The organism is Pseudomonas sp. 5P_3.1_Bac2, from assembly GCF_025465995.1.
GTDB lineage: Bacteria > Pseudomonadota > Gammaproteobacteria > Pseudomonadales > Pseudomonadaceae > Aquipseudomonas.
In genome coordinates, this window is the sequence record NZ_JANLNY010000030.1 from 406227 (window position 1) to 431531 (window position 25305).

The following is a 25305-nucleotide window of genomic DNA, read 5'->3' on the forward strand; positions in this document are numbered from 1 at the left end:
ATTAGTCTGAGCAGCCACGCAGTTAAGCATCTACGTCTGGGGAGGCGCTGATGAAGCAGGCTCGGCGGTTAGGGTTAGGGGCAGTCTTGGTGGCGCTGTGCTTACTCAGCATCAGCGCTCAGGCACAGGCGCTAAAGTGGATCTCCACGCAACTTAGTCAGGCCGAAGAGGCTGAGGTCGACAGCCTGGTGCTGCCGGTGCCGCTGCCTTGGCAGGGCGACTTCGATGGCATGCGCGAGCGCCGCTTGGTGCGCATCTTGGTGCCCTATAGCAAAACTTTCTACAGCGTTGATCGCGGCCAGCAGCACGGCATCAGCTACGAGCTGGGTAAGGCCCTGGAAACTTGGCTTAATCAGCAGCAGCCACAGGCGCAGAAGTCGCTACGCTGGCATGTGATGTTTATCCCGGTGGCGCGCAATGAGCTGTTGCCCAAGCTGCAAAGTGGCGTGGGCGATATTGCCGCCGGCGGCCTGACCATCACCGATGGCCGGCTCAGCCAGGTGGACTTCGCCGAGCCCTTTACCAAAGAAGTGCGCGAGGCGCTGATCACCGGGCCCAACAGCCCGGCGCTGCAAAGCTTGGATGACTTATCCGGGCAAGAGGTGACGGTGCGTGCCTCAAGCAGTTACTACGAACACCTCGTCGCGCTGAATCAGCAGTTTAAGCAGCGCGGCCTTAAGCCGGTGGAGATCATCGCTGCCGATGAGAATCTGGAGTCCGAAGACCTGCTGGAGATGCTCAACGCCGGACTATTAAACGCCGTGGTGGTGGATCGTTATATCGCCGAGGTGTGGCAGCCGCTGTACCAAGAGCTGCGTATTCACGATGAGTTTTATCTGCATCAGGGCGCGCACTTCGCGTGGGCGATTCGGCACAACAGCCCGCTCCTTAAACAGCAACTGGCGGCTTTTGTCGCCAAGCACAAAGGCGGTACCGCATTCGGCAACAGCCTGTATCGCAAATACGTGAAGAACAGCAAGCGCGTGCTCAATGCGGTGTCCCAGGGCGAGCTGAAAAAGTTTAATGAGTTGGTCGGTCTGTTTGAAAAGCACGCCGGCACTTATGAATTCGACTATTTGATGCTGATGGCCCAGGGTTTTCAGGAATCACAACTGAACCAGTCGGCGCGTAGTCCGCGCGGTGCGGTGGGGGTGATGCAACTGTTGCCCAGCACCGCCGCGGACCCCAGCGTCGGCATTCGTGGCATCGACAGCAGCGCCGACAAGAACATCGAGGCCGGTAGCAAGTACATGCGCGTGTTGGCCGACAAGTACCTTAACGAGCCCGAGCTGACCCCGGTCAATCGCACCTTGCTGAGCTTTGCCGCGTACAACGCGGGGCCGGGTAATTTGCGCAAATTCAGGCGATTGGCGGAGAAGTCCGGGCTGGATAAAAATGTCTGGTTCGGCAATGTTGAGCACGCCGCTGCGCGGGTAGTGGGCCGTGAGACGGTCGACTACGTGGGCAATATTTATAAGTACTACGTGGCCTATAAGCTGGCGCAGGACAAAAGCCGCAAGCGCAGCCAGAGCAGCCCGCAAGCGATGGCCAGGCGTTGAGGGTTATTGGCTTAAACGCTGTAGTTCGCGGCGGACCATCTGCGCATAGGCGCTGGGTTTGAGCTGGTACAGCTCACGGGCCACCCAGCTTAGCCAACGAGGCCCCAGCTCGGCTTTGGCCGCCAGCAAACGCTGCGCCTCGGCCTCGGCACGGGCTTGATGGGCTTGATGAAACGCCGCCCGCGAGGGCGGCGTAAGCGAGGCGGACATCAGGCTTAATCCTGCGGCTCAGGCGCCGGTTCGGCATCCTGGCCACGGTCCATGGCCACCTGCTGAATCGACAAGCGAATCTCCGCTGGCAGCACCCGTTTAGCCGCGCCTTCGGCCAGTTCTCGGAGGCTTGGGTGATGGCTGAGCTTGCCGGCTTCATCGCGGCGCAGCACGCCTTGATCGAGCAGACTCTGGATAAAGTGGCGGAACAGGCTCTTGTCGAAAAACTCCGGCGCGTTGAGGCCATGCAGAATCGACAGACGCTGCGCCATCACCGTACAGAGGGTTTCCAACTCTTCGGCGGTCAAGGTGTTTTGCCCGGCCTTGAGCAACAACGCAGTGGCCATGTAGAAGCGCTGCAGGGTCTGCACGATGGCCCGCGAGAGCAGGGTCAGCAAGACAAATTCACGGGAGCTCGGCGCCGGGCGCGAGTAGTTGTCGCCATCCACTTTGAGCAGGCCCTGCTCAACAAAGGCGCTCAGCCACTGATCAATCACCGCATCCAGTTCATCTTGCTGCCAGCGGATAAACAGCTCGGCTTGCAGATACGGATACAGCGCGTGGCAGTAGCGCAAAATCTGTTCGCGGCTGATCTTCGAGCTGTTTTGGAAGAAGCTCGCCAGCAGCGCCGGCATGGCAAAAATATGCAGCACGTTGTTGCGGTAATAGGTCATCAGGATGGCGTTTTGCTCGTCCAGATAAACGATATTACCCAGCTGATCTTTTTGCTCGGCGAGCAGACTCATGGACTTCACGTGCTCGATCAACTGTCGGCCATCGCCCTCAGGCAAGGTGGTGTGCGGCGAGTAGGGGACCTTGCGCAGCAGTGTCAGGAACACATCGAGAATGCGCGCCAAGCCTTGGTCGTCGATGGCCAGTTTGCTGGTCGACAGCATCGCCAACGCCACCAGATTGACCGGGTTGATCGCGGCGGCTTCGTTGAGGTGCTGCGCCACGCGCTCACCCAGTTTATGGGTGGTTTGGCTGAGCCACTCTGGACGGTACTGGTTGTCGTATTGCTGCTCGCGCCAATCCGGCTGGTGCTGGTCGAGGAACTCGGCCAGTTTGATCGGCTCGCCGAAGTTCACCGCCACTTGGCCAAAGCGCTGCTTGAGGGCGCCGATGACTTTGAAGATGTCGAAAATCGATTCTTTCTTCTTGCTGGCGCCACGTAGCTCGCCCAGGTAGGTGCGGCCTTCAAGCACGCGTTCATAGCCGATATACACCGGCACAAAGACAATCGGCAGGCGGTTGCTGCGCAAGAAACTGCGCAGGGTGATGGCCAGCATGCCCGTCTTCGGTTGCAGCATGCGCCCGGTGCGCGAACGGCCGCCTTCGACGAAGTACTCCACCGGGAAGCCCTTGCTAAACAGGGTGTGCAGATACTCGTTAAACACGGCGGTATACAGCGGGTTGCCCTTGAACGTACGGCGCATAAAGAAGGCGCCGCCACGGCGCAGCAGACCGCCAATCACCGGCATATTGAGGTTGATCCCGGCGGCGATATGCGGCGGGGTCAGACCGTTACGGAACAGCAGATACGACAGCAGCAAGTAGTCGATATGGCTGCGGTGGCAGGGCACGTAAATCACTTCGTGGCCGTGGGCAATGTCCTGCACACCCTCGATGTGGTTGATCTTGATGCCGTCGTAAATCTTGTTCCAGAACCAACTCAGCACCAACTCAAGAAAGCGAATGGCGGTGTAGGTGTAGTCCGAGGCGATTTCATTGCCGTAGCGCAGGGCCTGGGCTTCGGCTTTCTCGACTGTGATCTTCTCGCGCTCGGCCTCTTCGCTGATGGCTTGGCGCACGGCCGGGCCATTGACCAGGCCCTTGACCAAATTGCGCCGGTGCGACACGTCCGGGCCGATCACCGCGGCTTTTTGATTGCGGAAGTGCACCCGCAGGATGCGTTGCACCATGCGCAGGGTGCGCTCGTGGCCTTTGTCCTGGGCGATCAGTTCGCGCATGTGGATCGGCGTGGAGAACTGCACGCGGGTCTTGCGCCCCAGAATCAAGATGCTGACCAAACGGCGCAGGCGCCCGGTCACTGCCCAGCTATCGGCGAACAGCAGCTTCCATGGGCTGGTTTCACGGTCCGGCGACTGCCCCCAGAACACGCTGACCGGAATGATCTGCGCATCGTCCACGGCATGTTGGCTCAGGGCACTGACTAGGCGCTGTAGGGTCGGTGAGCTGCCGCGTTTGTCCTGCCGGCCCAGCCAGTCGGCCTCTGCGGTGAGGTAAAAGAACGCGGCGGGTTCTTCCAGCTTGCCCACCGTTACCGGCAGCACTGGGCGTGGTAAGCCGGCTTTGCGGCACTCGGTATCGACCACCGCCAGATCACTCAACGACGAGCGCTGCAGCACATAAAACACCGGCTTGCTGCGGTCGAGTTTGAGCGTAAAGGCAGATTGGTTGATGGTTTCCGAGCGCACCCAGAGATACAGCAGGCGGCGCAAGGTACCAAACACAAAGCGATGCAGCGGCGATCGAGTCATGGGTTCTGAGCAGGCTTAACAACGAGCAAAACGCCCGGGGGGCTAAGTGTGCCGGATCGGCTGGCTAACTCCAAGTTAGCAACGGCTGGCTTGCCTACGACTAAGGCCCGGCCTGTGATTATTTCACTAAGTTGCATAGTCACAATCAAGCGATAAGCTGGCGAGTTTCCTTATTATTTATCGAAGTTAAAAAACTATTTTTAATTAAATTTTTATCTAAATGCAGTCTCGCTGAAATACTCCCCCGCGAAGATTCCCAGCAGCACGAACGAGCCAACAGCGCTCGGGTGTCTCCCAACACTTAAGTCGATTAGAGGAATCTGTAATGCTGCGTAAGCACTTCGCGGGTTGTGTGGTTAGTGCCCTGACGTTGGCCGTAAGCGCCCAGGCGCTGGGCGGGACGGTGACGTCAGATGGCGCTGACCTGGTCATCAAAACCAAAGGTGGCCTGGAAGTGGCCACCACTGACAAGGCCTTCGCCTTCAAGCTCGGTGGCAAGCTGCAATGGGACGCCACCCAGTTCGATGGCCTGATGGCCGCCTCGCAAAACAAACCCTTCGATGACACCTTCAACACCTTTATCCGCCGTGGCGAAATCGGCCTGGAAGGCATCGCCTACACCGATTGGGACTGGGGCCTGCGCCTGAGCTATGACGACTCGGCAGACGGTAGCAAAACCGTGGTCGACCGCGCCTTTATCGCCTACAACGGCCTGGGCGAAACGGAAATCACCATCGGCCGCTTTGGTGTTGACTACGGTCTGGAGAACAGCACCAGCTCGTCGTGGATCACCGCCATCGAACGGCCGTTTATGTACGACTTTTTAAATGGCGATGAAGACACCAAGTTCGGCGTCAACGCCAAGTACTACGGCGACAACTTTAGCCTGATGGGGCAGGTGGCAACCTTCGACGACGGCCACCGCGAGAGCGATGGCAACAACGAACGCTTCGGCTACACCTTCCGCGCCCATTGGGCACCGTACCTCGAAGGTAACGACGTGGTGCATATGGCCGCCAACTACCACAACAGCAATGCCGACGACGACCGCTCCCGCGTGCGCACCCGCATGGGCATCCGCAGCGACGACAATATGCGTCTGACCTTAGGTGACGTGAGCAGCACCGACAAAGACAGCGAATGGTTACTCGAAGCCGCGGCCCAGTTCGGCGGCCTGCGCGCCCAAAGTGAATACTTCCAGCGCACCATCAGTGGCGACAACGCCGCTCAGGCCAAGGCCGATGTCGACCTCAGCGGCTATAACGCCCAAATCTCCTATATGTTCGGCACCCAGCGTGGCTATAAAGGCGGCGCCGGCTACTGGGATAAACCGCTGGACATGAAAGGCACCTGGGAAATCTTCGCCCGCTACGAAAGCACCACCGTCGACGCCGATGCCGGCGCCATCCCAGGCAACTTAGGTGTCGCTGATCTGGTGGCGAAAAACACCAGCGACGACTTCACCGCCAGCGCGATGGTCATCGGCGCCAACTTCTTCGCCACCCCCGCCGTGCGCCTGAGCCTCAACTACATCGACTACGAAATGGACAACATCAACACCCAACGCGAAATCAAAGGCAAGCGCGTCGAAGACGACGGCCAGGCCATCGTCGGTCGCCTGCAATACGTGTTCTAAGCGTCACCCCGTAAGTAAGCTCCTACTTGTGGTTGCCCCGCCTAGTGCGGGGATTTTTTTGGGTTGGGGAGGGCTGCTGTCGGCGAAAAACGGCCTTTAACTTGGGCCCTAATGGCATACGGGCATTTGATGCCTATATTGCTATTGATTATGTGCATAAGATTTAGAATCAACTATCGAGACTGAGGCAACATCAAGGTAAATAGTTTTGGACGAAAAAAACGAAAAGAGGTCGCCGCTTCTTTGTTAAAGGATATGGAAGCCACTGCTGCCCGCATGCGTGAATTGATTGTTGCCATGCCCCCGCATGATCTGCTCGGCTACATCTATGCTCAGTACGTAATGAAAGCGATGGCAGACCAAGGCCTCTCTCAGTCGCAAGACGAAGCGGACGGCTCGGATAATCTGATCAACGAAAATCAGTTCATGTTGGAGTACGTACACGCGGTTCTCGCATCAGATGTTGCCCCTGCGGAGATGGCATTCGACGAAGCTCAGTGCGCCGAGCTGTTTGAATGTAGTCGCAAGCTGCGAGAGCAGGCCATGTTTTTCGCCATGGTCACGTCCGCAGACACCAAAGACGGCGTCTTCGGTCCAGATACGGCCGACATTGAGTACCGCGCAAAATCCACATGGGTCATGCTACGTGGGAACCGCTACCAAGTTTTGGAAGGCGAGTTCTACCGCTACGTTCTCGCTCCTCACAACGATGTCCTGCAAGAAGTGTACGGCGTCAGTGCCACCGACATCGCGGAAGGTTTCCAGGCCATGGCCGACGCCACGCGTTCTGGGCATGCCGACGCTATCGCGGTTATGTTGGGGCAGTTTGAGGCTGCACAGTCCTTCGCTGCGGCACAAGACAAGCCTCTGGAACAAGTCATGGAGGCTTGGGTTGCCGCCAATACAGATCAAATGAAAGCTGCGAGGTGGGCGATGGATGACATGTTCCGGGGCGGCATCGCCAACGTCAGCCTTCACACGAAGCTTCCGTCGACGCTGCTGGCGGATCTGGCTTACCGGCGCGGGGAAGAAACCGAGTTCTTTGCAGCGGGTGATTTCACGGGGACACCCTACCGGACACTACCCGCTCGGAAAAAACCACTGATTCAACTTGGATCGGACTACTACGCCGTCGACCCATGCTTCACTCGCGATGCGGGATATCGTGCGCTTCTCTACAACCTGCTTCGACGAAAACCGGACTACAAGAAGACGTTTGAAAATCGGCAGAAGACGATGAGTGAAGCTGCCTTCCCCGACATTCTGTCCGCCCAACTTCCCAGTGCCACGGTTTTTCAAGAGGTCTACTACAAAGACCCTACCAGCAAGCAGTGGTCCGAAAACGACACTCTCATCCTAGTGGATGATGTGCTGCTCCTAGTTGAGGCCAAGGCCGGCGCGGCCGCTACCATCGCATCGCCAGCGCTTGATTTCGGCCGTCATGCCCAATCCGTTCAGGACTTGGTAATCAAGGCCTACAAGCAATGTGAGCGCTTCTTCAATTATCTTAACTCTGCGGATGAAGTGCCGCTTTACCAACTGGTGGACGGTAAATACGAAGAGTGCGGCCGTGTTCGCCGCGCCAACTACCGAGTGATGGTGCCGATTGGGCTAACGGTCGAATCGTTCTCTCCCTTCTCGGCGTACTGCAAGGAACTGCCGCAGATTGAGCCGCTACTTGGGATGCATGCCTTCGTTTCACTATCCATCGACGATCTATTCGTGCTCCAGCGCTTCCTACCCACACCTGGCGAGTTCTTCCACTACATGGAGGTACGGCAGGCCGTAGCGGGAATGCGCCAGGCTCATCTTTTCGATGAGTTCGACCATCTAGGCGCGTATCTGAAGAAAAACCGTTTCGATCAGGATATTGCCGACCAGTTGAAGGGGGGCAAGGTGAACATGCTCATCTGGGATGGCATGAGCGACATTATTGATAAGAGCTTCGAGGGTGAAGACTGGTCAAGCAGGCCGTTCCCAGCGCAGGACTTCCCGGAGGAGGTGCTGAAGCTGCTTGAGGCGTTTGACGCCACCCGAGCAAGCGGATGGCTTGCAGCCGAGAGCCATATCCGTGATCTAGGAGAGGAAGGCCGTAATAACCTGGCCAAGCTGCTGTCCGATCTTCGCCAAACCCTGAATCAGCATCCTGCTCGTTACTTTCTTCTGTCCGGGGACGGCGAGCCCCTATTCGTTTGGCTTCAACAACACGACCATCAAATTGATTGGATTAAGGTAAATGACAAGGCAAGCGCAGCTGCGTTGGCAGTCACGGCCTCTAACATAACCGGAGTTGCGGCAGAGGTTAGTGCCGATGGAACCTACTACCGGGCGCAATCTTTCGCGGTCCATGTACCGAAGGAGCAAACGGAAGAAAACGCTCACATTTACGAAGATGCCGCGCGAATGGCTCAACCCAATCGGGCGGTGAATCTGGATCAACCGAAAAGCATCATCCCTCCTTTGAAGATCAAAAAAACAGGACGGAATGATCCGTGCCCATGCGGCATTGGAGCAAAGTTCAAAAAGTGTCACGGCCGTTGAGTGCGCGCCGCTACGTTGATCGAGACCAGATATTATTTGTGTGGTCTTTGTGTCGGTATTCGATGGCTAACTGATGTTCGAGTTTTGGAGGATCGAAAGGCCGCTTCTGGCCGTTAACTGCCCCAATACATTTTTATATGCGTGTCTGTTTCACCCGTTTGGATAAATCCCAGACGTTTATAAAACTTTAGCGCCGATGCATTGGGGCGGAAAACACTGAGCTCTAGAGGCACTTTTTCAGCGGTAGCCTTCTGTTGCAGCTCTCGCAGTATCTGTGTGCCAATGCCTTGACCCTGGAAGGCTCGTGAGATTGCGATGTTTAGCACATAGATCTGGTTCGGCTTATCCACTATCTGGACGTATCCGGCGATCTTCTCGCCGATCTCAATAACCGATGTGACCGCATCTGTGAACTCTTCGGCAAACTTGGTGCGTTGCCAGTTTTCATCCCAGCCCCATAGTTGAGTGATGTGTTCGTAAAAGGCTTCGCGGTGCAGTTCAAAGAGCGTGGGGCGGTCGATATCGGTTGCTGGGCGTAGCTTCATGTTGGTTTTTCCATGCGTTGCAGTGCTTAACCGAATCGACCTTGAGCGGCCTGGGATAATCCTGACACGGTAAAAATCGGCCACTTACTGAGTAGTTTTTTGAATAAGCAGCAGGGTGAGCGAGCGTGCTGCGTAACGACTTATCTTGGCAGTGCACTGTGTGTTTCGCTGTGAATGCGCCGGCGTTTTTAGAGGGCATAAGTAGCGTCTTTAAACCTGGCGAAGGCTCAAAGCTTGACGCCGCAAAAGTCGTCTATTTTACGGCGAAACCCTGAGCGACTGAGCGCGTGAGAGGGTGTCTTTAAACCGCCTCAGGTAACTCAAGGCCGCAGTACTGCCCTTTGAAATAAAGCAGGGGCTGAGCAGTGGATTGTTCTTGTAGGTGTAGCGCCTTTACCTCGCCGATTACGATCAGGTGATCGCCGGCTGGGTATTCGGCGTGAATTTCGCAGTCCAGCCAGTAGAGGCTGTCGCTAATCAGGGGGTTGCCCAGTGGTGAGGACTGGCAGTGGATACCCTGCCATTTGTCTGTGCCACGCCGTGCGAACTGGTTGGAAATATGGGCCTGCTCGGCGCTCAAAATATTCACCGCAAAGCGGCCGGTTTGGCGGATATGGGGGTAGCTGGCTGAGCCGGCCATCACACTGAACGACACCAGCGGCGGGTTGACCGAGACGCTATAGAACGACTGGCAGGTAAAGCCGACCGGCTCATCGTTAATGCGTGAAGTAATGACGGTGATGCCGGAGGCGAAGTGCCCGAGCGCGTGGCGAAAGCTCAGTGGCTCGATGGCAGGCTTGGCGAGTGACATGGTCGATCCTAAAAGTGGGGGCTGCCCGTCAGGTGTAAGGGGCGCTTAGCGTTGGCAGGGGGGTTGGGAGACGGTGCTTGTGCGATCAGCAGGCCGCTTGCGGGGCATTAGCCAGGGTATGGGAAATGCCTAGCGGGCCAATGGCTACCGGGCGTGAGAGGTGGCAGCGCATTGTTGAATGCTGCTAAGCCGTAAACGCTGTACACATCAGGGGATGGGCACAGCGTGGGCTCGCGAGCGCAAGGCGACAGCTCAGCGCTTGTTCGGCTCTTGGCGCACGATGGCAGCGCCGGCGCTGAGGGCATGCAGCTTGCCTCTGGCTACGTGGCGCGGTAACGGCGCCATGCCGCAGTTGGTGCACGGGTAGAGTTTGTCGGCATCGACAAACTCAAGGGCCTTGCGCAGGGTGGCGGCCACTTCTTCGGGTGTTTCGATCATGTCGCTGGCCACATCAATGGCGCCGACCATGACCTTTTTGCCGCGGATCAGCTCGATCAGGTCCATCGGTACGCGGGAGTTGTGGCACTCTAGGGAAATGATGTCGAGCTTGGATTTTTGCAGCTTGGGGAAGGCCTCTTCGTATTGCCGCCACTCGGAGCCTAGGCTCTTCTTCCAGTCGGTGTTGGCTTTGATGCCGTAGCCGTAGCAGATATGCACGGCGGTTTCGCACTTAAGCCCTTCAATGGCGCGCTCAAGTGTAGCCACGCCCCAGTCATTGACCTCGTCGAAGAACACGTTAAAGGCCGGCTCATCAAACTGGATGATGTCCACGCCTGCCGCTTCAAGCTCTTTGGCTTCTTGGTTAAGAATCTTGGCAAATTCCCAGGCCAGTTTTTCGCGGCTTTTATAGTGAGCGTCGTACAGGGTATCGATCATGGTCATAGGCCCCGGTAAGGCCCATTTGATCGGCTGATCGGTTTGCTTGCGCAAAAACTTAGCGTCCTCGACAAACACCGATTTGGGCCGGGATACCGCACCGACCACGGTGGGCACGCTGGCGTCGTAGCGGTTACGGATTCTGACCGTCTCGCGTTTCTCGAAGTCCACGCCATCGAGGTGTTCGATAAAGGTGGTGACGAAGTGTTGGCGGGTCTGCTCGCCGTCACTGACGATATCTATGCCGGCGTGCAGTTGTTCCTGCAAGGCGATGCGCAGGGCGTCTTGTTTGCCTTCCGCCAATTGCTCAGCTTGCAACTTCCACGGTGACCACAGTTTTTCCGGCTCAGCCAGCCAGGAGGGTTTAGGCAGGCTGCCAGCCGTGGAGGTGGGGAGTAGTTTTTTCACAATAAAAGACCTTGTTGATGCTTAGGCGGCGTAGTTGGCGGACCACTGCGCTAGAACGGATTGGTAGGGCTTGATGAATTTCTCTTCGACAAACTTGCCTTGCTCAATGGCCAGGCGGCTGCGTTCTTCGCGGTCGTAAACAATCCGCGTGAATGAATAGTCCTGGTTGTTCAAGCTAGGTTGGTAGCACTTGCCGGCCGGCGAGTTGGCGTTGTAAATCTCGGGGCGGTAGATTTTTTGGAAGGTGTCCATGGTGCTGATGGTGCTAATCAGCTCCAAGTCGGTGTAATCCACCAGCAAGTCGCCTGCGAAGTAAAAGGCGAAGGGCGCGACGCTGTTGGGCGGCATAAAGTAGCGAACCTTCAAGCCCATCTTCTGGAAGTACTCATCGGTTAATGAGTATTCATCCTGCAGGTATTCAAAGCCCAAGACCGGGTACTGGTTTTCGCTGCGGCGATAGGTGCGGCTGCTGGACACGCTGAGGCAGATCACCGGCGGCTTGTGGAAGTGATCTTGGTAGGCACTGGAGCTGACGAACTTCTTAAATAGCTTGCCGTGCAGCTCGCCAAAGTTAGCGGGCGTGCTGAATTGTGTTTGGTGTTTGTTGTGCTCAAGTAGCAGCACGCTGAAGTCGTAATCGCGCACGTAAGAAGAGAAGCTATTGCCCGTAATCCCCTCAATGCGCTCACCTTTATGGTGGTCGACGATATTGGTTTTTAGGATCTCGATCAGGGGCAGGGCAGCGTCGCCGTTGCTTAAGTCAACGTCTAGCTCTGCCGAGATGATTTCCAGTTCAACGCTGTAACGATCACCCTTGGGGTTATCCCAATGAGCCAACGCATTGAAGCGATTGTTGATCATCTTCAGGGTGTTGCGCAGGTTCTCTTGACGGCTGCTGCCACGGGCCAAGTTGGCAAAGTTGGTGGTGGCGCGGGTGTTTTCTGATGGAACGTAGTTCTCATCAAAACTAATGCTCTTAACCGTGAAATTAAATGCGTTGCTCATGTTGATCCGGTGCCCCCAACACTTGAAAAAGCCCCGCGCTTATCAATGGCGTGGGCTTTTATGCGGAAAATGTCTGCGCACTGTGTGGCGCTCAGTAAAGACACGAGCGGTTCTGCGCAGAGGAGATGGTGTGGGGGTATTGTCCGGTGTGCTTATGCGTGAGACAAACTCATAGAATTTGAGATCAAAACAAGTATCGCTCATGAAGTGGGGGTGATCTGCGCAGCGTTTAGGCCCTGTTCAGCCCTGAGGCTAGCCAAGGCCAACGCGGCACAGCCCCGGCGTACTTAGGCGTCTACTTGCTCGATTAGCTCTGCTTTGGACTCAGGGCGCTGGGCATAACGCTGTGCCAGCACCGCACAGACCATCAGCTGGATCTGGTGGAACAGCATCAGCGGCAGGATCAGCATGCCCACCCCGGCGCCGGCAAACAGTACCTGGGCCATGGGTACGCCTGTGGCCAGGCTCTTCTTCGAGCCGCAGAAGACGATGGTGATGCAATCCTCGGTACTGAAGCCTAAGCGCTTGCCCAGCTGCCAGGTGCACAACAGCACCAGCGCCAGCAGGATGCAGCAGACCACAAGCAAGCCGCCGAGGGCCGGCAGCGGAACTTTGTGCCAAAGGCCGCCGACCACCGCATCGCTAAAGGCGCCGTACACCACCAGGAGGATCGAGCCCTGGTCGACGAACTTCAGCCAGTTTTTGTTGCGCGCCACCCACTCACCAATCCAGCGCCGGGCGATTTGCCCAGCAATAAACGGCAACAGCAGTTGCAGGGTGATGGTGCCGATGGCGTCTAGGGTCGAGCCACTCTCACCTTGGGTACCCAGCAATAGCGCGACCAAAAGCGGGGTGAGGAAGATGCCAAACAGGCTGGAGGCCGCGGCGCTGCAAATCGCCGCCGGCACATTGCCGCGCGCCAAGGAGGTAAAGGCGATAGCCGATTGCACCGTGGCCGGCAGGGCGCAGAGGTACAGCACGCCCATATACAGCGGCGCGGTCACCAGCGGCGCCAGCAGGGGTTTGAGCGCCAAACCGAGCAGCGGGAACAGCACAAAGGTGCAGAGGAATATCAGCAGGTGTAAGCGCCAGTGCAGCGCTCCGGCGACTATGGCCTGGCGGGATAGTTTGGCGCCGTGGAGGAAGAACAGCAGGGCAATGGCCAGGGTCGTGACCCAGGACAGCCCCGCTGCCGCCTCGCCGCTGGCCGGCAACAGGCTGGCGCAGATAACCACGGCGAGCAGGCTAAGGGTGAATCGATCAGGGAGCAGGCGGGCTAGGGACATGCAGGGTTCTCGCACTTGCAGGCTAAAGGTCGCGACACTACCTTGTTGTACTATTACCGACTAACGCCAAAGAGCCTGACAATGTCGTCTAACGGACAGCAGAAGCCCTTGCGCCGCAGTATTCCGCAGTTAAAAAGCCTGCCTAGGCCGCTGTTTCGGCGCTTTGAGTCGTTGCCCAATCGCACGCGCACCCATCGTCATAGCCACCCTTGGGTGCAGCTGTCGTACGCCATTGCCGGGGTGCTGGAGATCCATACCGACGCCGGGCGCTTTGTCGCGCCGCCGCAGCGGGCCGTGTGGATTCCTGCCGGTCTGCCGCACCAAGTGTTCAGCTCACCCCATACCGAGATGCGCAGTCTGTATGTGGATTGCAGTGTGGCTACGCGCCAGACCAGCAGTTGCCAGGTGCTGCAGGTCAGTCCATTGCTGCGTGAACTGATCGACGCCTTCAGTGACCTGCCCGTGGAATATGAACTGCAGGGACCACAGGGACGCATCGCCCAGGTGCTGCTCGACCAACTCGCCGCCGCGCCACCGGTTGACCTGATGCTGCCACTGCCGCAAAACGAGCGCCTGCGCAGCCTGTGCCGGCGCTTACAAGCCCAGCCGGATACACAGACCACCCTGGCGCAGTGGAGCCAGCGCATGGGCCTCTCGGAAAAGACCCTTAGCCGTTTGTTCCTGCGCGACACCGGATTAACCTTCCGCGCCTGGCGTCAACGCCTGCGCCTATTCAGCGCCCTGACGCCATTGGAGCAGGGGCAGCGGGTCACCGACGTGGCGCTGGGCTGCGGCTACGACTCGACCTCCGCCTTTATCGCCGCTTTTCGCCAGCAGTTTGCCTGCACGCCGAGTGAATTCTTCCGCGCGGGCTGAGCTTCAGTGAGGGGGAATAACGCTAGCGCGGGCTCGACAAAATCAGGGGCGACTCACTGGCATCATCAAGCACGGGCCAGTAAAGGCCCCGCTAAGATGCGGGGCTTGGTTTATCAGCGGTTTTCCTCAGTTCTTCTTGCTGTAGTTATCCAGTGCCGTCTGGATGATTTGCTTAGCCTGCGCCGCATTGCCAAAGCCGTTTAGCTCAACTTTTTTGCGGCCTTCTGGCAGGTTTTTGTAGACCTTGAAGAAGGCTTCGATACGCTGCCGTTCGATGCTGGGCAGATCGTTGATGTCTTGGATGTTGTCGTAGCTGGGGTCGATATCGCTGCTGGGTACGCCGATGATTTTTTCGTCTTGTTCGCCGCCGTCGATCATCTTCAGATAGCCGATGGGGCGGAATTTGATCAGCACGCCGGGGTAGAGGCTTTCACGGGTCAGGACTAAGGCGTCGAGCGGATCGTTGTCGCCGCCGAGGGTGCGCGGCAGCGAGCCGTAGTTGGCCGGGTAGACTACGGGCATGGACTGGAAGCGGTCGACAAACACTAGGCCTTCTTCGTTGATTTCGTACTTGGTAAAACTGCCAGCGGGGATTTCTACAGCCATGTGCACGTCATTCGGCGCATTCTTGGCCTGAGCGGCGTGGAAGGGATGCACAATGGATTTCTCTGCCATGGCCGCGCCGCTACCTAACAGCAGTGTAAGACCTAAAGCGAGCAGGGACTTTTGCATGATGGCTCCTTAGTTATTGGGTTATGTGTTGGGAGCGTCATGCTGATTGGCAATTGTTAGAGATATATTTCAGCGCCACCTCGGCGTGATTTTGACTGTGGGATAAGCCAGTGCCGCTGATAACCCTTGATTCGCTAAACACACTTTCTGCTCAAGAGTGGGATGGCCTGTGTGCCCGCCCGCAGCCGTTTTTACGCCATGCCTTTCTCAGTGCCCTGGAGGACAGCGGTAGTGTGTGTGCCGAGACCGGTTGGCAGGTCGCCCACGCGCTGTGGCAGGACGACAGTGGCCGCACGTTGGCGGCGATGCCGGGCTACGTGAAGAGCCATTCCTTTGGTGAGTATGTGTTCGATCACGCCTGGGCGGATGCCTGCTACCGCGCCGGCATTGATTACTACCCCAAGCTGTTGGGCGCGGTGCCGTTTTCGCCGGTTACCGGCGCGCGCCTGCTGGGTGATCCAGCCGCGGCCGGTTGGTTGCTGGATGCGCTGACGGCGGGCTTGCCGCAGCGTCAGTTAAGCAGTCTGCATATCAACTTCACCACGCCGGCCGAGGGGGATTTGCTCGCCGGGCGCGAAGGGTGGTTGCAGCGTTTGGGCTGTCAATTTCATTGGCAAAACCGTGGCTACCGTGACTTCCAGGATTTTCTCGACGGGCTCAGTTCGCGCAAGCGCAAACAGATGCGTAAAGAGCGCGAGCAGGTGGCCGGGCAGGGCATTAGTTTTGAGTGGCTGCATGGCCATGAACTCAGCGAACTGCAGTGGGATTTTGTCTACCAGTGTTACGCCAATACCTACTATGTGCGCGGCCGTGAGCCCTATCTGAATCGGCAGTTTTTTAGCTTGCTGGCCGAACGTATGCCGCAGCTGATTCGCGTGGTGTTGGCCAAGCAGGGCACGCGGCCGGTGGCCATGGCGTTTAGCTTGATCAAGGGCGATAGCCTGTATGGCCGCTATTGGGGCTGCTTGGCCGAGTTTGATCGGCTGCACTTTGAGACCTGTTTCTATCAGGGCATGCAGCACGCCATTGAGCAGGGTATCCAGCGCTTTGATGCCGGCGCCCAGGGCGAGCATAAATTGATTCGTGGCTTTGAGCCGGTGCTCACCGAGTCGTGGCATTACCTCTGTCACCCGGGGCTGCGCGAGGCGGTGGCGCATTTTCTGGCGGAAGAACAAGCCGGCGTGCGCCGTTATGCCGAGCAGGCGCGCGAGTTGTTGCCGTATCGGCACGGGGCCGATTAAGCCAATACCCGAGTGCTTTGCCTATCGATGGCTTTGGCGGTCCCCGTAGGGTGGATGACGCTCTTCTCATCCACCAATGGCCCGTGAAAGTTACCAATCAGGTCAGGCTGATGTGTGGGGTTGGCGCTTTGCTTTTGCGGCGGTTCACGGTCTTGCGACAAAGGTGGATGGATAAAGCGCCATCCACCCTACTGACTGACGCGCGGATTACGTCTCTTCTGATGCGTCTGGTGGTCGCCCGTAGGGTGGATGACGCTCTTCTCATCCACCAATGGGGGCGTGAAAGTTGCCAATCAGGCTGATGTGCGGGCGCTGGTGCTTTGCTTTGTGGCGGTTCACGGTCTTGCGATAAAGGTGGATGGATAAAGCGCCATCCACCCTACTTAATTGATGCGCGGGTTACTTCTCTTCTGACGCGTTTGGTGGTCGCACGTAGGGTGGATGACGCTCTTCTCATCCACCAATGGGTCGTGAAGTTTGCCAATCAGGCTGATGTGCGGGCGCTGGCGCTTTGCTTTTGCGGCGGTTCACGGTCTTGCGGCAAAGGTGGATGGATAAAGCGCCATCCACCCTACTTACTGATGTTCAGGTTACGTCTCTTCTGACGCGTTTGGTGGTCGCCCGTAGGGTGGATAACGCATTTCTCATCCACCAATGGCCCGTGAAAGTTACCAATCAGGCTGATGTGCGGGCGTTGGTGCTTTGCTTTGTGGCGGTTCACCGTCTTGCGATAAAGGCGGATGGATAAAGTGCCGTCCACCCTACTTAAAAGGTGGATGGGTAAAGCGCCATCCACCCTACGCAAGCCGCGCCTGTGGCGTTTAATCGGTGCCGACAAAGCCGCCGGTTTGGTGTTGCCACAGGCGGGCGTAAAGGCCGCCGCGCTCGATCAATTCGGCATGGCTGCCGGTCTCAACGATACGGCCCTGATCAACCACAACCAGACGATCCATGCGGGCGATGGTGGAGAGTCGGTGGGCGATGGCGATCACGGTTTTGCCTTGCATCAGGCTGTCTAAGTTCTCCTGAATCGCCGCTTCAATTTCTGAGTCCAGCGCCGAGGTGGCTTCGTCCATGATCAGAATTGGCGCGTTCTTAAGCAGGGCGCGGGCGATGGCGATACGTTGCCGCTGACCACCGGAAAGCTTAACCCCGCGCTCACCCACCATGGCCTCAAAGCCCCGTCCGCCTTGGCCATCATCCAGCAATGGAATAAAACTGTCGGCGCTGGCTTTGCTCACGGCGGCGAGCAGCTCCTCTTGTGTGGCATCCGGCTTGCCATACAGCAGGTTGTCGCGGATTGAACGGTGCAGCAGGGCGGTGTCCTGGGTGATCATGCCGATCTGCGCGCGCAGGCTGTCTTGCGTCACTTCGGCGATGTTCTGCCCGTCGATATAGATCGCCCCGCCTTGCAGGTCATACAGGCGCAATAGCAGGTTAACCAAGGTCGATTTGCCGGCGCCGGACGGGCCGACCAGACCGATTTTTTCCCCCGCTGCCACGCTCAGGCTTAGGTCGCTGAGCACGCCGCGTTCTTTACCGTAGTGGAAGTGAATCTGCTCGAAACGAATGGCGCCGTGTTCCAGCTTGAGCGCTTTGGCCTGCGGCTGATCAAGCACCTTACGCGGCTGGACGATGCTCTGCATGCCGTCCTGCACGGAGCCGACGTTATCGAAGATGCCACCGACCACCCACATGATCCACTCGGCCATGCTGTTGATGCGGATCACCAGGCCTAAGGCCAGGGCAATGGCGCCGGCACTGATTAAATCCTGCCCCCAGAGCCACAGCGCCAGGCCACCGGTGCTGACGATCAGCACCCCGTTCATGCTGGTGATCAGGAAGTCCAGAGTGGTGATGATGCGCGCTTGCTGGCGGGTCTTGTCGACCAGCTCCTGCATGGCGTCGCGGGCGTATTGTTCTTCAACTTGGGTGTGAGCGAACAGCTTGAGGGTCGCGATATTGCTGTAACCATCGACCACGCGCCCCATCAGTATTGACCGCGCTGCCGAGGCGGCAGCAGAACGCTCGCGAATGCGCGGCACGAAGTAATACAGCGCAGTGCTGTAGCCGGCAATCCATAGCAGCAGCGGTACGACTAAACGCAGGTCGGCTTCGGCGAACAGGTACAGGGCGCTGCCGGCATACACCAGCACATGCCACAGCGCATCGATCACCTGCATAGCCGACTCACGCAGGGACGTGCCGGTTTGCATGATGCGTTGGGCAATCCGCCCGGCGAAGTCGTTCTGAAAGAAATTCAGGCTTTGTTTGAGCACGTAGATATGGTTTTGCCAGCGGATCAGGTTGGTCAGGCCAGGGTTGATGCACTGATGAGTCAGCAGGTCGTGCAGACCAATAACCAGCGGGCGAATGATCAGCGCCACCAGCAACATCCACAGCAGCTCGTTTTGATAGGTGCTGAAGAACTCATGGCTCGGCGTGGTCTGGGTCATATCGATCAACTGACCAAGGAAGCTAAACAGCGCCACCTCAATCACCGCGGCGAAAAATCCCACCACTAGAACCGTCGTCATCACGGGCCAGGCCTGGCGCAGGTAGTGGATATAGAAAGCCAGCATCCCGGTGGGCGGTTCCACATCCGGAGTGGGCTTGAATATGTCGATCAGCGACTCGAAACGGCGAAATATCATGGGGTCAGACATCCTGTCCTTGTGAGGGTGAAGCATCTACGTGGGGGGCTGGGCGCTTTGCCGCAAGTGCCAAAGCCGTTTAGTCGTTACTGAAAAATCTAATGGGCAGAGGTGTGCATAAGACTGCACGTGAGCGCATTTGCTCAAAATTTTTACTGTGAGGGAAGGGCCGCAACGCTTGCCGGAGCAACGCGGGCAGGGCTCGGCGCTGTTGTTGCAGAGGGGGCCGGGGCGAGTGCCCCGGCGGGAAGGATCAGAGACGCTTGGCGCTGGTGATCAGCACCGGCTCCTGCGGCACATTCTGATGCATGCCACGGTTGCTGGTGGGGACTTGGGCGATCTTGTCGACCACGTCCATGCCACGGGTCACCTTGCCGAATACGGCATAGCCAAAGTCGCGACCACCGTGGTCGAGGAAGGCATTGTCGTTGTGGTTGATAAAGAACTGACTGGTGGCCGAGTCACGCACTTGGGTGCGGGCCATGGCCAAGGTGCCACGCACGTTGTGCAGGCCGTTGTCGGCTTCGTTCTTGATCGGCGCGCCGGTCTTTTTCTCTTTCAACTGCGCGTCAAAACCGCCGCCTTGCACCATAAAGCCGGGGATTACGCGGTGGAATTGGGTGCCGTTATAAAAGCCGCTGTCGACGTACTTGAGGAAGTTGGCGGTGCTGATCGGTGCTTTGTCGGCACTGAGCTCTACTTCGATATCACCCAGGCTGGTGCTCAGCAGCACCTTAGGGTTTTCTGCGGCCAACAGATTGCCGGCGAACAACACAGCGCAGGTGGTCAGCAGGAGTTTTTTCAGCATGGAGAGTTTTCCTTATGGGTAGTAGCAGAGGCCTATTCGACTTCAGCGAGGAAGGCTAACAGGCTACGGTTGAAATGTTCGGGTTGATCCAGCGGCGTGGCGTGGCGCGAGTCTTCGATGACTAATAAGCGCGCTGTCGGCATCTTTGCCACGTACGCCTGCTTGTCGGCTACCGAGGTGTAATCGCGCTCGGCAGCGACCACCAGGATCGGACAGGTAATGCGCCCCAAGTGTTCAGTCACGCCCCAGCCAATAATGGCGTCGAGGCTGGCGATATAGGCGCGCTTATCATTTTGCGGCCAGCGCTCGGCGATTTTTTCGCGAAGCAGGGCTTGCTCAGGTTTGGGGAAGAGGATCTGCCCCAGGCCCTTGGCAATGCTGTCCAGACTCAGCAGGCGAACCAGGGTCCAGCGCTTGCCCGCTTCGATCCAGTGGCGCAGGGTTTTCAGTTTGACCTCTGGCGCACTGTTGACGATGCACAGGCTGAGCAGGCGCTGCGGCTGTTCGACGGCGAGCTGCAAGGCAATCATGCCGCCCATGGAAATGCCCACCACATGCGCCTGGGGCAGTTGCAGGTGATCGAGCAGGGCCAGGCAGTCATCGGCAAAGGTTTTGATGCGGTATTTTTCCCGCGGCTTATCCGAGCGGCCATGGCCGCGCACGTCCAGGCAGATCACCCGGTAATGGCTGCTCAGCGCGGGGATTTGGTATTCCCAGTCTGCACTGCTGGAACCCAAGCCGTGGAGCAAGATCAGCGGCGTGCCTTGGCCCCATTCTTGGTAATACAGCTGGCAGTTGTCGCGGCTGAAATAGCTCATTTAGTCGGCCTCGGCTTCGAGGGTGGCCTCGGGAGCTGCGTAGTGAGCGTCTAGTGGCAACTGGTCAAAGCGCTTAATCAGCTCGATCAGAATCTGTGTGGCGGGGCCCAGGGTTTTATCTTTGCTGGTGTACAGATAAAACAGCGGCTTGCGCAGGCAACCCTGATCCAGTGGCAGTGGCTTGAGCAAGCCGTCTTTCAGCTCGCGCTCAATCAGGTGCTTAGGCAACCAAGCGAAGCCCAAGCCATTGCTGATAAAGGTCGCCGAGGTGGCCAGGCTGCCGACCGTCCAGCGTTGCTCGGCACCGAGCCAGCCGGCATCGCGCGGCTGCTGCCGGCCGGAATCGCGCACCACCACTTGCATCTGGGTTTGCAGGTCTTCGTGGGTGATGGTGCGTTGCAGGCGATGCAGGGCGTGATCGGGGTGGGCCACGGCGATAAATTCGATGGGGCTTAATTCAGCGCCGAGAAAGCCAGGGATATTCAGCGCGCTGATAGCCAAGTCGGCGACGCCTTCGTTGAGCACATCTTCCACCCCGGACAGCACTTCCTCGCGCAGGCGCACGCGGCAGCCGCGGCTTTGCGGCATAAAGGCGGTGAGGGCGCGCACCAGCCGGGCGTTGGGGTAGGCGGCATCGACGACTAAACGCACTTCGGCTTCCCAGCCTTGCTCCATGTGGTGGGCGAGGTCTTCCAGTTGGCTGGCTTGTTTAACCAAGTGGCGTGAGCGGCGCAGCAGCACGTCGCCAGCATCGGTGAGCACGGCTTTACGTCCGTCGATGCGCAGAAGTGGCACGCCGAGCTGCTCTTGCATGCGCGCCACGGTATAGCTGATAGAGGATTGAGAACGGTGCAGCAATTCTGCCGCTTGGGCAAAGCCACCTTGATCAACCACGGCTTGCAGGGTGCGCCATTGATCAAGGGTTACGCGGGGTGCCTTCATAGTCGCTTCCTGTTCGCACCCCGCGTGCAGGGTGCCAATATCTACGCAATCAACCTAAACTGGCCATCCTCTAGCGGAGACGACCCTGATGAAAAAGCTTTGTTGTGCCTTCCTGGCCTGCCTACCCCTGACAGCCTTGGCTTATCCAATCGAAGTGGAGAAACAGCTCAACGGCGCTGAGGTGTCGGCTTCGACCCAAGAAATCGACCACAATATGGCTGGCGTGCAGTTGTACAACTATGGCCAGCGCGATGCCAAGTGTAGTGCGGTGTTCCGCAGCGGGCCTGAGGCACCGCGCACACGCAAGGTGAGCTTGAATGCCGGGCAGAGCAGCACGCTGACCCTGAAAACCAGCCGCAGCATTATCAAAATGCGTATCGCCCTGACCTGTGAACCTGTCTGATTGGAGAGGTACTATGGCTGAAGCCTAATTGGCTTTAGGTTACAAATCAATTTAATCGATAGTTTAATGCGAATAAATCGGCTTTTTAATCGATGTATTCGTTTGTAATCTCTGCTCCATCGAATTCAACTTCTCCGATGGAGCAACATCATGGCAAAAGTTCTGATCATTGAAAGCAGTGCTCGTCAGCAAGGTTCGTCCAGCCGCGAGTTGACTCAAGAGTTCATCAGCCGCTGGAAGGCTGCGCATCCCAATGATCAGATCACTGTCCGTGACCTGGCTGTGGAGCAAGTACCGCACCTCGACCTGGATCTGCTGACCGGGTGGATCGCGCCGGCCAGTGAGCACACCGCGCTACAGGCCGAAGCCCTCGCACGCTCCAATCTGCTGACCAACGAATTGCTCGAAGCCGATGTGCTGGTCATGGCGGCGCCGATGTACAACTTCGCCATCCCGAGCACCCTCAAAGCCTGGCTCGACCATGTGCTGCGTGCCGGCGTGACCTTTAAGTACACCGCTAATGGCCCGCAAGGCTTGCTCTCCGGTAAGCGCGCCATTGCCCTGACCAGCCGTGGTGGGGTGTATGCCGGCACGCCGCTGGATCACCAAGAAGGTTACCTGCGCCAAGCCATGGCCTTTATCGGCATCCATGACGTCAGCTTTGTTCACGCCGAAGGCCTCAACCTCAGCCCAGAGCACAACGCTAAGGGCATGCAGGCGGCCAAGGCGCAACTGGCGGCGGTGGTACAGCCGACCCAGGCCGCTTAAGCCGAGCGCTTAGCTGTCGATTTAGCTGCGAATGTAGTCCCTTCTGCGTCTTACCGCTCCTTGGACGCCTCACCCGACCTGCCTTGCGGCGGTCGGGTTTTTTAATATGCAGCGCTCGGAATTTGCTCGAAGTCGTATTTAAGCTTCGACCTTGGCGCGAATGCAGGCAAAATGCCGCTGCGCTGAATTATTCCAAGTACACACATGGCGCAGGTGCTAGCGGACTGAGGGGGCGTGATGCATTTATCTGGGCGTGGGGTCGGGCTGTCGTTGCTCGCCTCCGTACTGTTTGCCGTAGTCCCTGGGTATGTGCAGCAACTCTCGCCGTTGGACGGCCTGCAAGTGTTTGCCCAGCGCGTCTTGTGGTCGATTCCGGCGGTAATGCTGTTAGTGCTGGTGAGCGGCCAATGGCCGGACTTCAGGCTCGCCTGCGCGCGGTTGCGGCGTGAGCCTTTATTGCTTGTGGCCTTGCCGCTGGCGGCACTGCTGATGGGCGTGCAGTGGTTTTTATTTCTGTGGGCGCCGCTGGCCGGGCGCATGCTCGATGTGAGCATGGGTTACTTCCTCTTGCCGCTGGCGATGGTGGTGGTCGGGCGGCTGTTCTATGGCGAGCGCCTGCGGCCGCTGCAAACCTTGGCGGTGCTGTGCGCCTTGCTCGGTGTGGGCCATGAGTTGTGGCGAGTGCAGGGCTTGTCGTGGGTGGTACTGGTCACGGTGCTGGGTTACCCACCGTACTTTATGTTGCGCCGCTGGATGCGCTTGCACGCCTTGCCGGCGTTTGCCTTTGAGATGCTGTGCATGGCACCGGTGGCGATCTGGGTGACGCTCTGTTGGAGTTCGGTGGATGCCTTCAGCCTGCGTCCGCAGCTATGGTGGCTGGTGCCGGGGCTGGCGCTGCTGAGCTCCATGGCCTTTGCCGCGATGATGACGGCCAGCCGCTTATTGCCCATGGGCCTGTTTGGCATCCTCAGTTATGTCGAGCCGGTATTGCTGTTTGTCGTCGCGCTGCTGTTTTTGGGCGAAACCTTTAATGCCGCGCAGTGGCTGACTTATCTGCCGATTTGGCTGGCCGTGCTGCTGGTCGGATGGGACAGCGCGAGCGTGTTAATCAAGCAGGCCAAGGTCGCTTCTACTTAGCTGGGCGGGGTGGTTAGGTGCTGAACAGCTCGGCAAAAGAGCATCATTAAGTGCCGATGAGCGCTTTTATCCGGGCGAATGTGCAAAGAAACTCGGCTCCAGCGCCGGAAAACGGTAGGCTATGCGGCTGATTTTTCGCTTTATTGTCGAGGTTACTCCGTGTTTTCCCAATTCGCCCTGCATGAACGCCTGCTAAAAGCCGTGGCTGCGCTGAACTTTGTCGAGCCCACCCCGGTGCAGAGCGCGGCCATTCCGCCGGCGCTGGAGGGAAAAGATCTACGGGTAATCGCCCAGACCGGTAGCGGTAAAACCGCCGCGTTTGTCTTGCCCATGCTTAACCGTTTGCTCGGTACTGGCGCGTCGCAGCCGCGGGTGAGCGTGCGCGCGCTGATCATGCTGCCGACCCGTGAGCTGGCCCAGCAGACGCTTAAAGAAGTCGAACGCTTCGCCCAGTTCACCTTCCTCAAGGCTGGCCTGATCACTGGCGGTGAAGACTTTAAAGTGCAGGCCGCGATGCTGCGCAAAGTCGACATCCTGATCGGCACGCCCGGGCGTTTGATCGAACACGCCAACGCCGGCAACCTGCAGATGGATGAAGTCGAGGTGCTGGTGCTCGATGAAGCCGACCGCATGCTCGACATGGGCTTTGCCGAAGACGTGCAGCGCCTGGCTGAGCTGTGCAATCAACAGCGTCAAACCCTGCTGTTTTCCGCCACTAGTGGCGGCGCAGGCCTGCGCGAAGTCGTGGCCAAGGTGCTGCGCGAGCCTGAGTACCTGCAACTGAACCGGGTCAGCCAGCTCAACGAAGGCACCCGCCAGCAAATCATTACCGCTGACCATAACCACCATAAAGAGCGTCTGGTGGATTGGCTGCTGGCCAACGAAACCTACGACAAGGCCATCATCTTCACCAACACCCGGGTGCAGGCCGACCGCCTGTACGGCAAGTTGGTCGCCAATGGCGTGAAGGTGTTTGTGCTGCACGGTGAGAAGGATCAAAAAGACCGCAAGCTGGCCATTGATCGCCTCAAGCAAGGCGCGGTCAAGGTGCTGGTGGCCACTGATGTGGCGGCGCGTGGGTTGGACGTGGATGGCCTGGATCTGGTGATCAACTTCGACATGCCGCGTTCCGGTGACGAGTACGTGCACCGCATTGGCCGTACCGGTCGGGCTGGCGCTGAAGGCCTGGCGATCTCGTTGATCTGCCATACCGATTGGGCGCTGATGTCGAGCATCGAGCGTTACCTCAAGCAGCGTTTTGAGCGACGGAATATCAAAGAACTCAAAGGCATTTACCAAGGCCCGAAAAACCTCAAGGCCTCGGGCAAGGCTGCTGGGCCGAAGAAGAAAAAGGTCGATCCGAAAACGGGCAAGAAGCTCGCCGCGAAAAAACCAGCGGCCAAGGCGCCGAGCAAGCGCAACACCATCAATAAGCCAAAGCCGGCGGCCAGCACCTTGGTCAGCCAGGATGGTTTGGCCCCGCTGAAGCGGCGTGCGCCTGCCGCTGAATAAGGCTTAGGGCAAAGCAAAAACGGCGGCTAGTCCAGT

Annotated in this window: 21 protein-coding genes; 9 read left to right on the forward strand and 12 right to left on the reverse strand. The window is 58.0% G+C overall.

Annotation, left to right across the window (positions count from 1 at the left end; all coding sequences use genetic code 11):
• Nucleotides 1-50 precede the first annotated feature (50 nt).
• A complete protein-coding gene (locus NTD81_RS21230) occupies nt 51-1559 on the forward strand; it encodes a lytic transglycosylase F (RefSeq protein WP_262184741.1) in 1509 nt (502 codons plus the stop codon).
• Nucleotides 1560-1562: 3 nt separating this feature from the next.
• Here NTD81_RS21230 and NTD81_RS21235 read toward each other — a convergent pair whose 3' ends face one another.
• Both NTD81_RS21235 and plsB read right to left on the reverse strand, forming a co-directional pair.
• Nucleotides 1563-1769, reverse strand: coding sequence for a hypothetical protein (locus NTD81_RS21235; protein ID WP_262184742.1), 207 nt, complete (start codon nt 1767-1769; stop codon nt 1563-1565).
• Between the two features lie 5 nt (nt 1770-1774).
• The gene (gene plsB, locus NTD81_RS21240; RefSeq protein ID WP_262184744.1) at nt 1775-4270 is read right to left on the reverse strand and encodes a glycerol-3-phosphate 1-O-acyltransferase PlsB; all 2496 of its coding nucleotides are present in this window, start codon (nt 4268-4270) and stop codon (nt 1775-1777) included.
• A 325-nt stretch (nt 4271-4595) separates the two neighbouring features.
• On the opposite strand from plsB, the gene NTD81_RS21245 reads away from it, so the two are divergent.
• Together NTD81_RS21245 and NTD81_RS21250 are read left to right on the forward strand one after the other, a co-directional pair.
• The gene (locus NTD81_RS21245; protein ID WP_262184745.1) at nt 4596-5906 is read left to right on the forward strand and encodes an OprO/OprP family phosphate-selective porin; all 1311 of its coding nucleotides are present in this window, start codon (nt 4596-4598) and stop codon (nt 5904-5906) included.
• A 276-nt stretch (nt 5907-6182) separates the two neighbouring features.
• Nucleotides 6183-8447 (forward strand): YecA family protein, encoded by a 2265-nt coding sequence (locus NTD81_RS21250; RefSeq protein ID WP_262184746.1) that lies wholly within the window; start codon nt 6183-6185, stop codon nt 8445-8447.
• 113 nt (nt 8448-8560) lie between these two features.
• Here the strand turns inward: NTD81_RS21250 and NTD81_RS21255 are convergent, their stop codons facing one another.
• The 5 genes from NTD81_RS21255 to NTD81_RS21275 form a co-directional block, all read right to left on the reverse strand.
• Nucleotides 8561-8992 (reverse strand): GNAT family N-acetyltransferase, encoded by a 432-nt coding sequence (locus tag NTD81_RS21255; protein WP_262184747.1) that lies wholly within the window; start codon nt 8990-8992, stop codon nt 8561-8563.
• A gap of 301 nt (nt 8993-9293) precedes the next feature.
• Nucleotides 9294-9803, reverse strand: a complete 510-nt coding sequence (locus tag NTD81_RS21260; RefSeq protein WP_262184748.1) for a flavin reductase family protein — start codon at nt 9801-9803, stop codon at nt 9294-9296.
• A 252-nt stretch (nt 9804-10055) separates the two neighbouring features.
• Entirely contained in the window at nt 10056-11087 is a 1032-nt protein-coding gene (locus tag NTD81_RS21265) for a methionine synthase (RefSeq protein WP_262184749.1), read from the reverse strand.
• Nucleotides 11088-11108: 21 nt separating this feature from the next.
• Entirely contained in the window at nt 11109-12092 is a 984-nt protein-coding gene (locus NTD81_RS21270; protein ID WP_262184751.1) for a DUF1852 domain-containing protein, read from the reverse strand.
• A 287-nt stretch (nt 12093-12379) separates the two neighbouring features.
• A complete protein-coding gene (locus NTD81_RS21275; protein WP_262184752.1) occupies nt 12380-13378 on the reverse strand; it encodes a bile acid:sodium symporter family protein in 999 nt (332 codons plus the stop codon).
• 81 nt (nt 13379-13459) lie between these two features.
• Between NTD81_RS21275 and NTD81_RS21280 the strand changes: the two genes are divergently transcribed.
• On the forward strand, nt 13460-14254 hold the full coding sequence (locus tag NTD81_RS21280; RefSeq protein ID WP_262184753.1) for an AraC family transcriptional regulator: 795 nt from the start codon (nt 13460-13462) through the stop codon (nt 14252-14254).
• A gap of 126 nt (nt 14255-14380) precedes the next feature.
• Here the strand turns inward: NTD81_RS21280 and NTD81_RS21285 are convergent, their stop codons facing one another.
• On the reverse strand, nt 14381-14986 hold the full coding sequence (locus NTD81_RS21285; RefSeq protein WP_262184754.1) for an inorganic diphosphatase: 606 nt from the start codon (nt 14984-14986) through the stop codon (nt 14381-14383).
• A gap of 110 nt (nt 14987-15096) precedes the next feature.
• Here NTD81_RS21285 and NTD81_RS21290 point away from each other — a divergent pair, with 110 nt between their 5' ends.
• Entirely contained in the window at nt 15097-16227 is a 1131-nt protein-coding gene (locus tag NTD81_RS21290; RefSeq protein ID WP_262184755.1) for a GNAT family N-acetyltransferase, read from the forward strand.
• 821 nt (nt 16228-17048) lie between these two features.
• Here the strand turns inward: NTD81_RS21290 and NTD81_RS21295 are convergent.
• The 4 genes from NTD81_RS21295 to NTD81_RS21310 form a co-directional block, all read right to left on the reverse strand.
• A complete protein-coding gene (locus NTD81_RS21295) occupies nt 17049-18881 on the reverse strand; it encodes an ABC transporter ATP-binding protein (RefSeq protein WP_262184756.1) in 1833 nt (610 codons plus the stop codon).
• A gap of 253 nt (nt 18882-19134) precedes the next feature.
• Nucleotides 19135-19689, reverse strand: a complete 555-nt coding sequence (locus NTD81_RS21300) for a peptidylprolyl isomerase (RefSeq protein WP_262184757.1) — start codon at nt 19687-19689, stop codon at nt 19135-19137.
• A gap of 32 nt (nt 19690-19721) precedes the next feature.
• Entirely contained in the window at nt 19722-20507 is a 786-nt protein-coding gene (locus NTD81_RS21305) for an alpha/beta fold hydrolase (RefSeq protein WP_262184758.1), read from the reverse strand.
• Nucleotides 20508-21449, reverse strand: coding sequence for a LysR family transcriptional regulator (locus NTD81_RS21310; RefSeq protein ID WP_262184759.1), 942 nt, complete (start codon nt 21447-21449; stop codon nt 20508-20510). It lies immediately after the preceding gene.
• Nucleotides 21450-21537: 88 nt separating this feature from the next.
• Between NTD81_RS21310 and NTD81_RS21315 the strand changes: the two genes are divergently transcribed.
• The 4 genes from NTD81_RS21315 to NTD81_RS21330 all read left to right on the forward strand — a co-directional run bounded on the left by NTD81_RS21315 (nt 21538) and on the right by NTD81_RS21330 (nt 25269).
• Nucleotides 21538-21852, forward strand: a complete 315-nt coding sequence (locus NTD81_RS21315) for a 3-phosphoglycerate kinase (RefSeq protein WP_262184760.1) — start codon at nt 21538-21540, stop codon at nt 21850-21852.
• Between the two features lie 150 nt (nt 21853-22002).
• The gene (locus NTD81_RS21320; RefSeq protein WP_262184761.1) at nt 22003-22620 is read left to right on the forward strand and encodes an FMN-dependent NADH-azoreductase; all 618 of its coding nucleotides are present in this window, start codon (nt 22003-22005) and stop codon (nt 22618-22620) included.
• A gap of 237 nt (nt 22621-22857) precedes the next feature.
• Nucleotides 22858-23757: an EamA family transporter RarD gene (gene rarD, locus NTD81_RS21325; protein ID WP_262184787.1), complete on the forward strand. Its 900-nt coding sequence runs from the start codon at nt 22858-22860 to the stop codon at nt 23755-23757.
• A 159-nt stretch (nt 23758-23916) separates the two neighbouring features.
• Nucleotides 23917-25269, forward strand: coding sequence for a DEAD/DEAH box helicase (locus tag NTD81_RS21330; RefSeq protein WP_262184762.1), 1353 nt, complete (start codon nt 23917-23919; stop codon nt 25267-25269).
• Nucleotides 25270-25305 lie beyond the last annotated feature (36 nt).

Bases quoted from the DNA above. Each gene is read 5' to 3' on its own strand.
- NTD81_RS21230 (WP_262184741.1), top strand. From the start codon at position 51: ATGAAGCAGGCTCGGCGGTTAGGGTTAGGGGCAGTCTTGGTGGCGCTG.
- NTD81_RS21235 (WP_262184742.1), bottom strand. From the start codon at position 1,769: ATGTCCGCCTCGCTTACGCCGCCCTCGCGGGCGGCGTTTCATCAAGCC.
- plsB (WP_262184744.1), bottom strand. From the start codon at position 4,270: ATGACTCGATCGCCGCTGCATCGCTTTGTGTTTGGTACCTTGCGCCGC.
- NTD81_RS21245 (WP_262184745.1), top strand. From the start codon at position 4,596: ATGCTGCGTAAGCACTTCGCGGGTTGTGTGGTTAGTGCCCTGACGTTG.
- NTD81_RS21250 (WP_262184746.1), top strand. From the start codon at position 6,183: ATGCGTGAATTGATTGTTGCCATGCCCCCGCATGATCTGCTCGGCTAC.
- NTD81_RS21255 (WP_262184747.1), bottom strand. From the start codon at position 8,992: ATGAAGCTACGCCCAGCAACCGATATCGACCGCCCCACGCTCTTTGAA.
- NTD81_RS21260 (WP_262184748.1), bottom strand. From the start codon at position 9,803: ATGTCACTCGCCAAGCCTGCCATCGAGCCACTGAGCTTTCGCCACGCG.
- NTD81_RS21270 (WP_262184751.1), bottom strand. From the start codon at position 12,092: ATGAGCAACGCATTTAATTTCACGGTTAAGAGCATTAGTTTTGATGAG.
- NTD81_RS21275 (WP_262184752.1), bottom strand. From the start codon at position 13,378: ATGTCCCTAGCCCGCCTGCTCCCTGATCGATTCACCCTTAGCCTGCTC.
- NTD81_RS21280 (WP_262184753.1), top strand. From the start codon at position 13,460: ATGTCGTCTAACGGACAGCAGAAGCCCTTGCGCCGCAGTATTCCGCAG.
- NTD81_RS21285 (WP_262184754.1), bottom strand. From the start codon at position 14,986: ATGCAAAAGTCCCTGCTCGCTTTAGGTCTTACACTGCTGTTAGGTAGC.
- NTD81_RS21295 (WP_262184756.1), bottom strand. From the start codon at position 18,881: ATGATATTTCGCCGTTTCGAGTCGCTGATCGACATATTCAAGCCCACT.
- NTD81_RS21300 (WP_262184757.1), bottom strand. From the start codon at position 19,689: ATGCTGAAAAAACTCCTGCTGACCACCTGCGCTGTGTTGTTCGCCGGC.
- NTD81_RS21305 (WP_262184758.1), bottom strand. From the start codon at position 20,507: ATGAGCTATTTCAGCCGCGACAACTGCCAGCTGTATTACCAAGAATGG.
- NTD81_RS21310 (WP_262184759.1), bottom strand. From the start codon at position 21,449: ATGAAGGCACCCCGCGTAACCCTTGATCAATGGCGCACCCTGCAAGCC.
- NTD81_RS21315 (WP_262184760.1), top strand. From the start codon at position 21,538: ATGAAAAAGCTTTGTTGTGCCTTCCTGGCCTGCCTACCCCTGACAGCC.
- NTD81_RS21320 (WP_262184761.1), top strand. From the start codon at position 22,003: ATGGCAAAAGTTCTGATCATTGAAAGCAGTGCTCGTCAGCAAGGTTCG.
- rarD (WP_262184787.1), top strand. From the start codon at position 22,858: ATGCATTTATCTGGGCGTGGGGTCGGGCTGTCGTTGCTCGCCTCCGTA.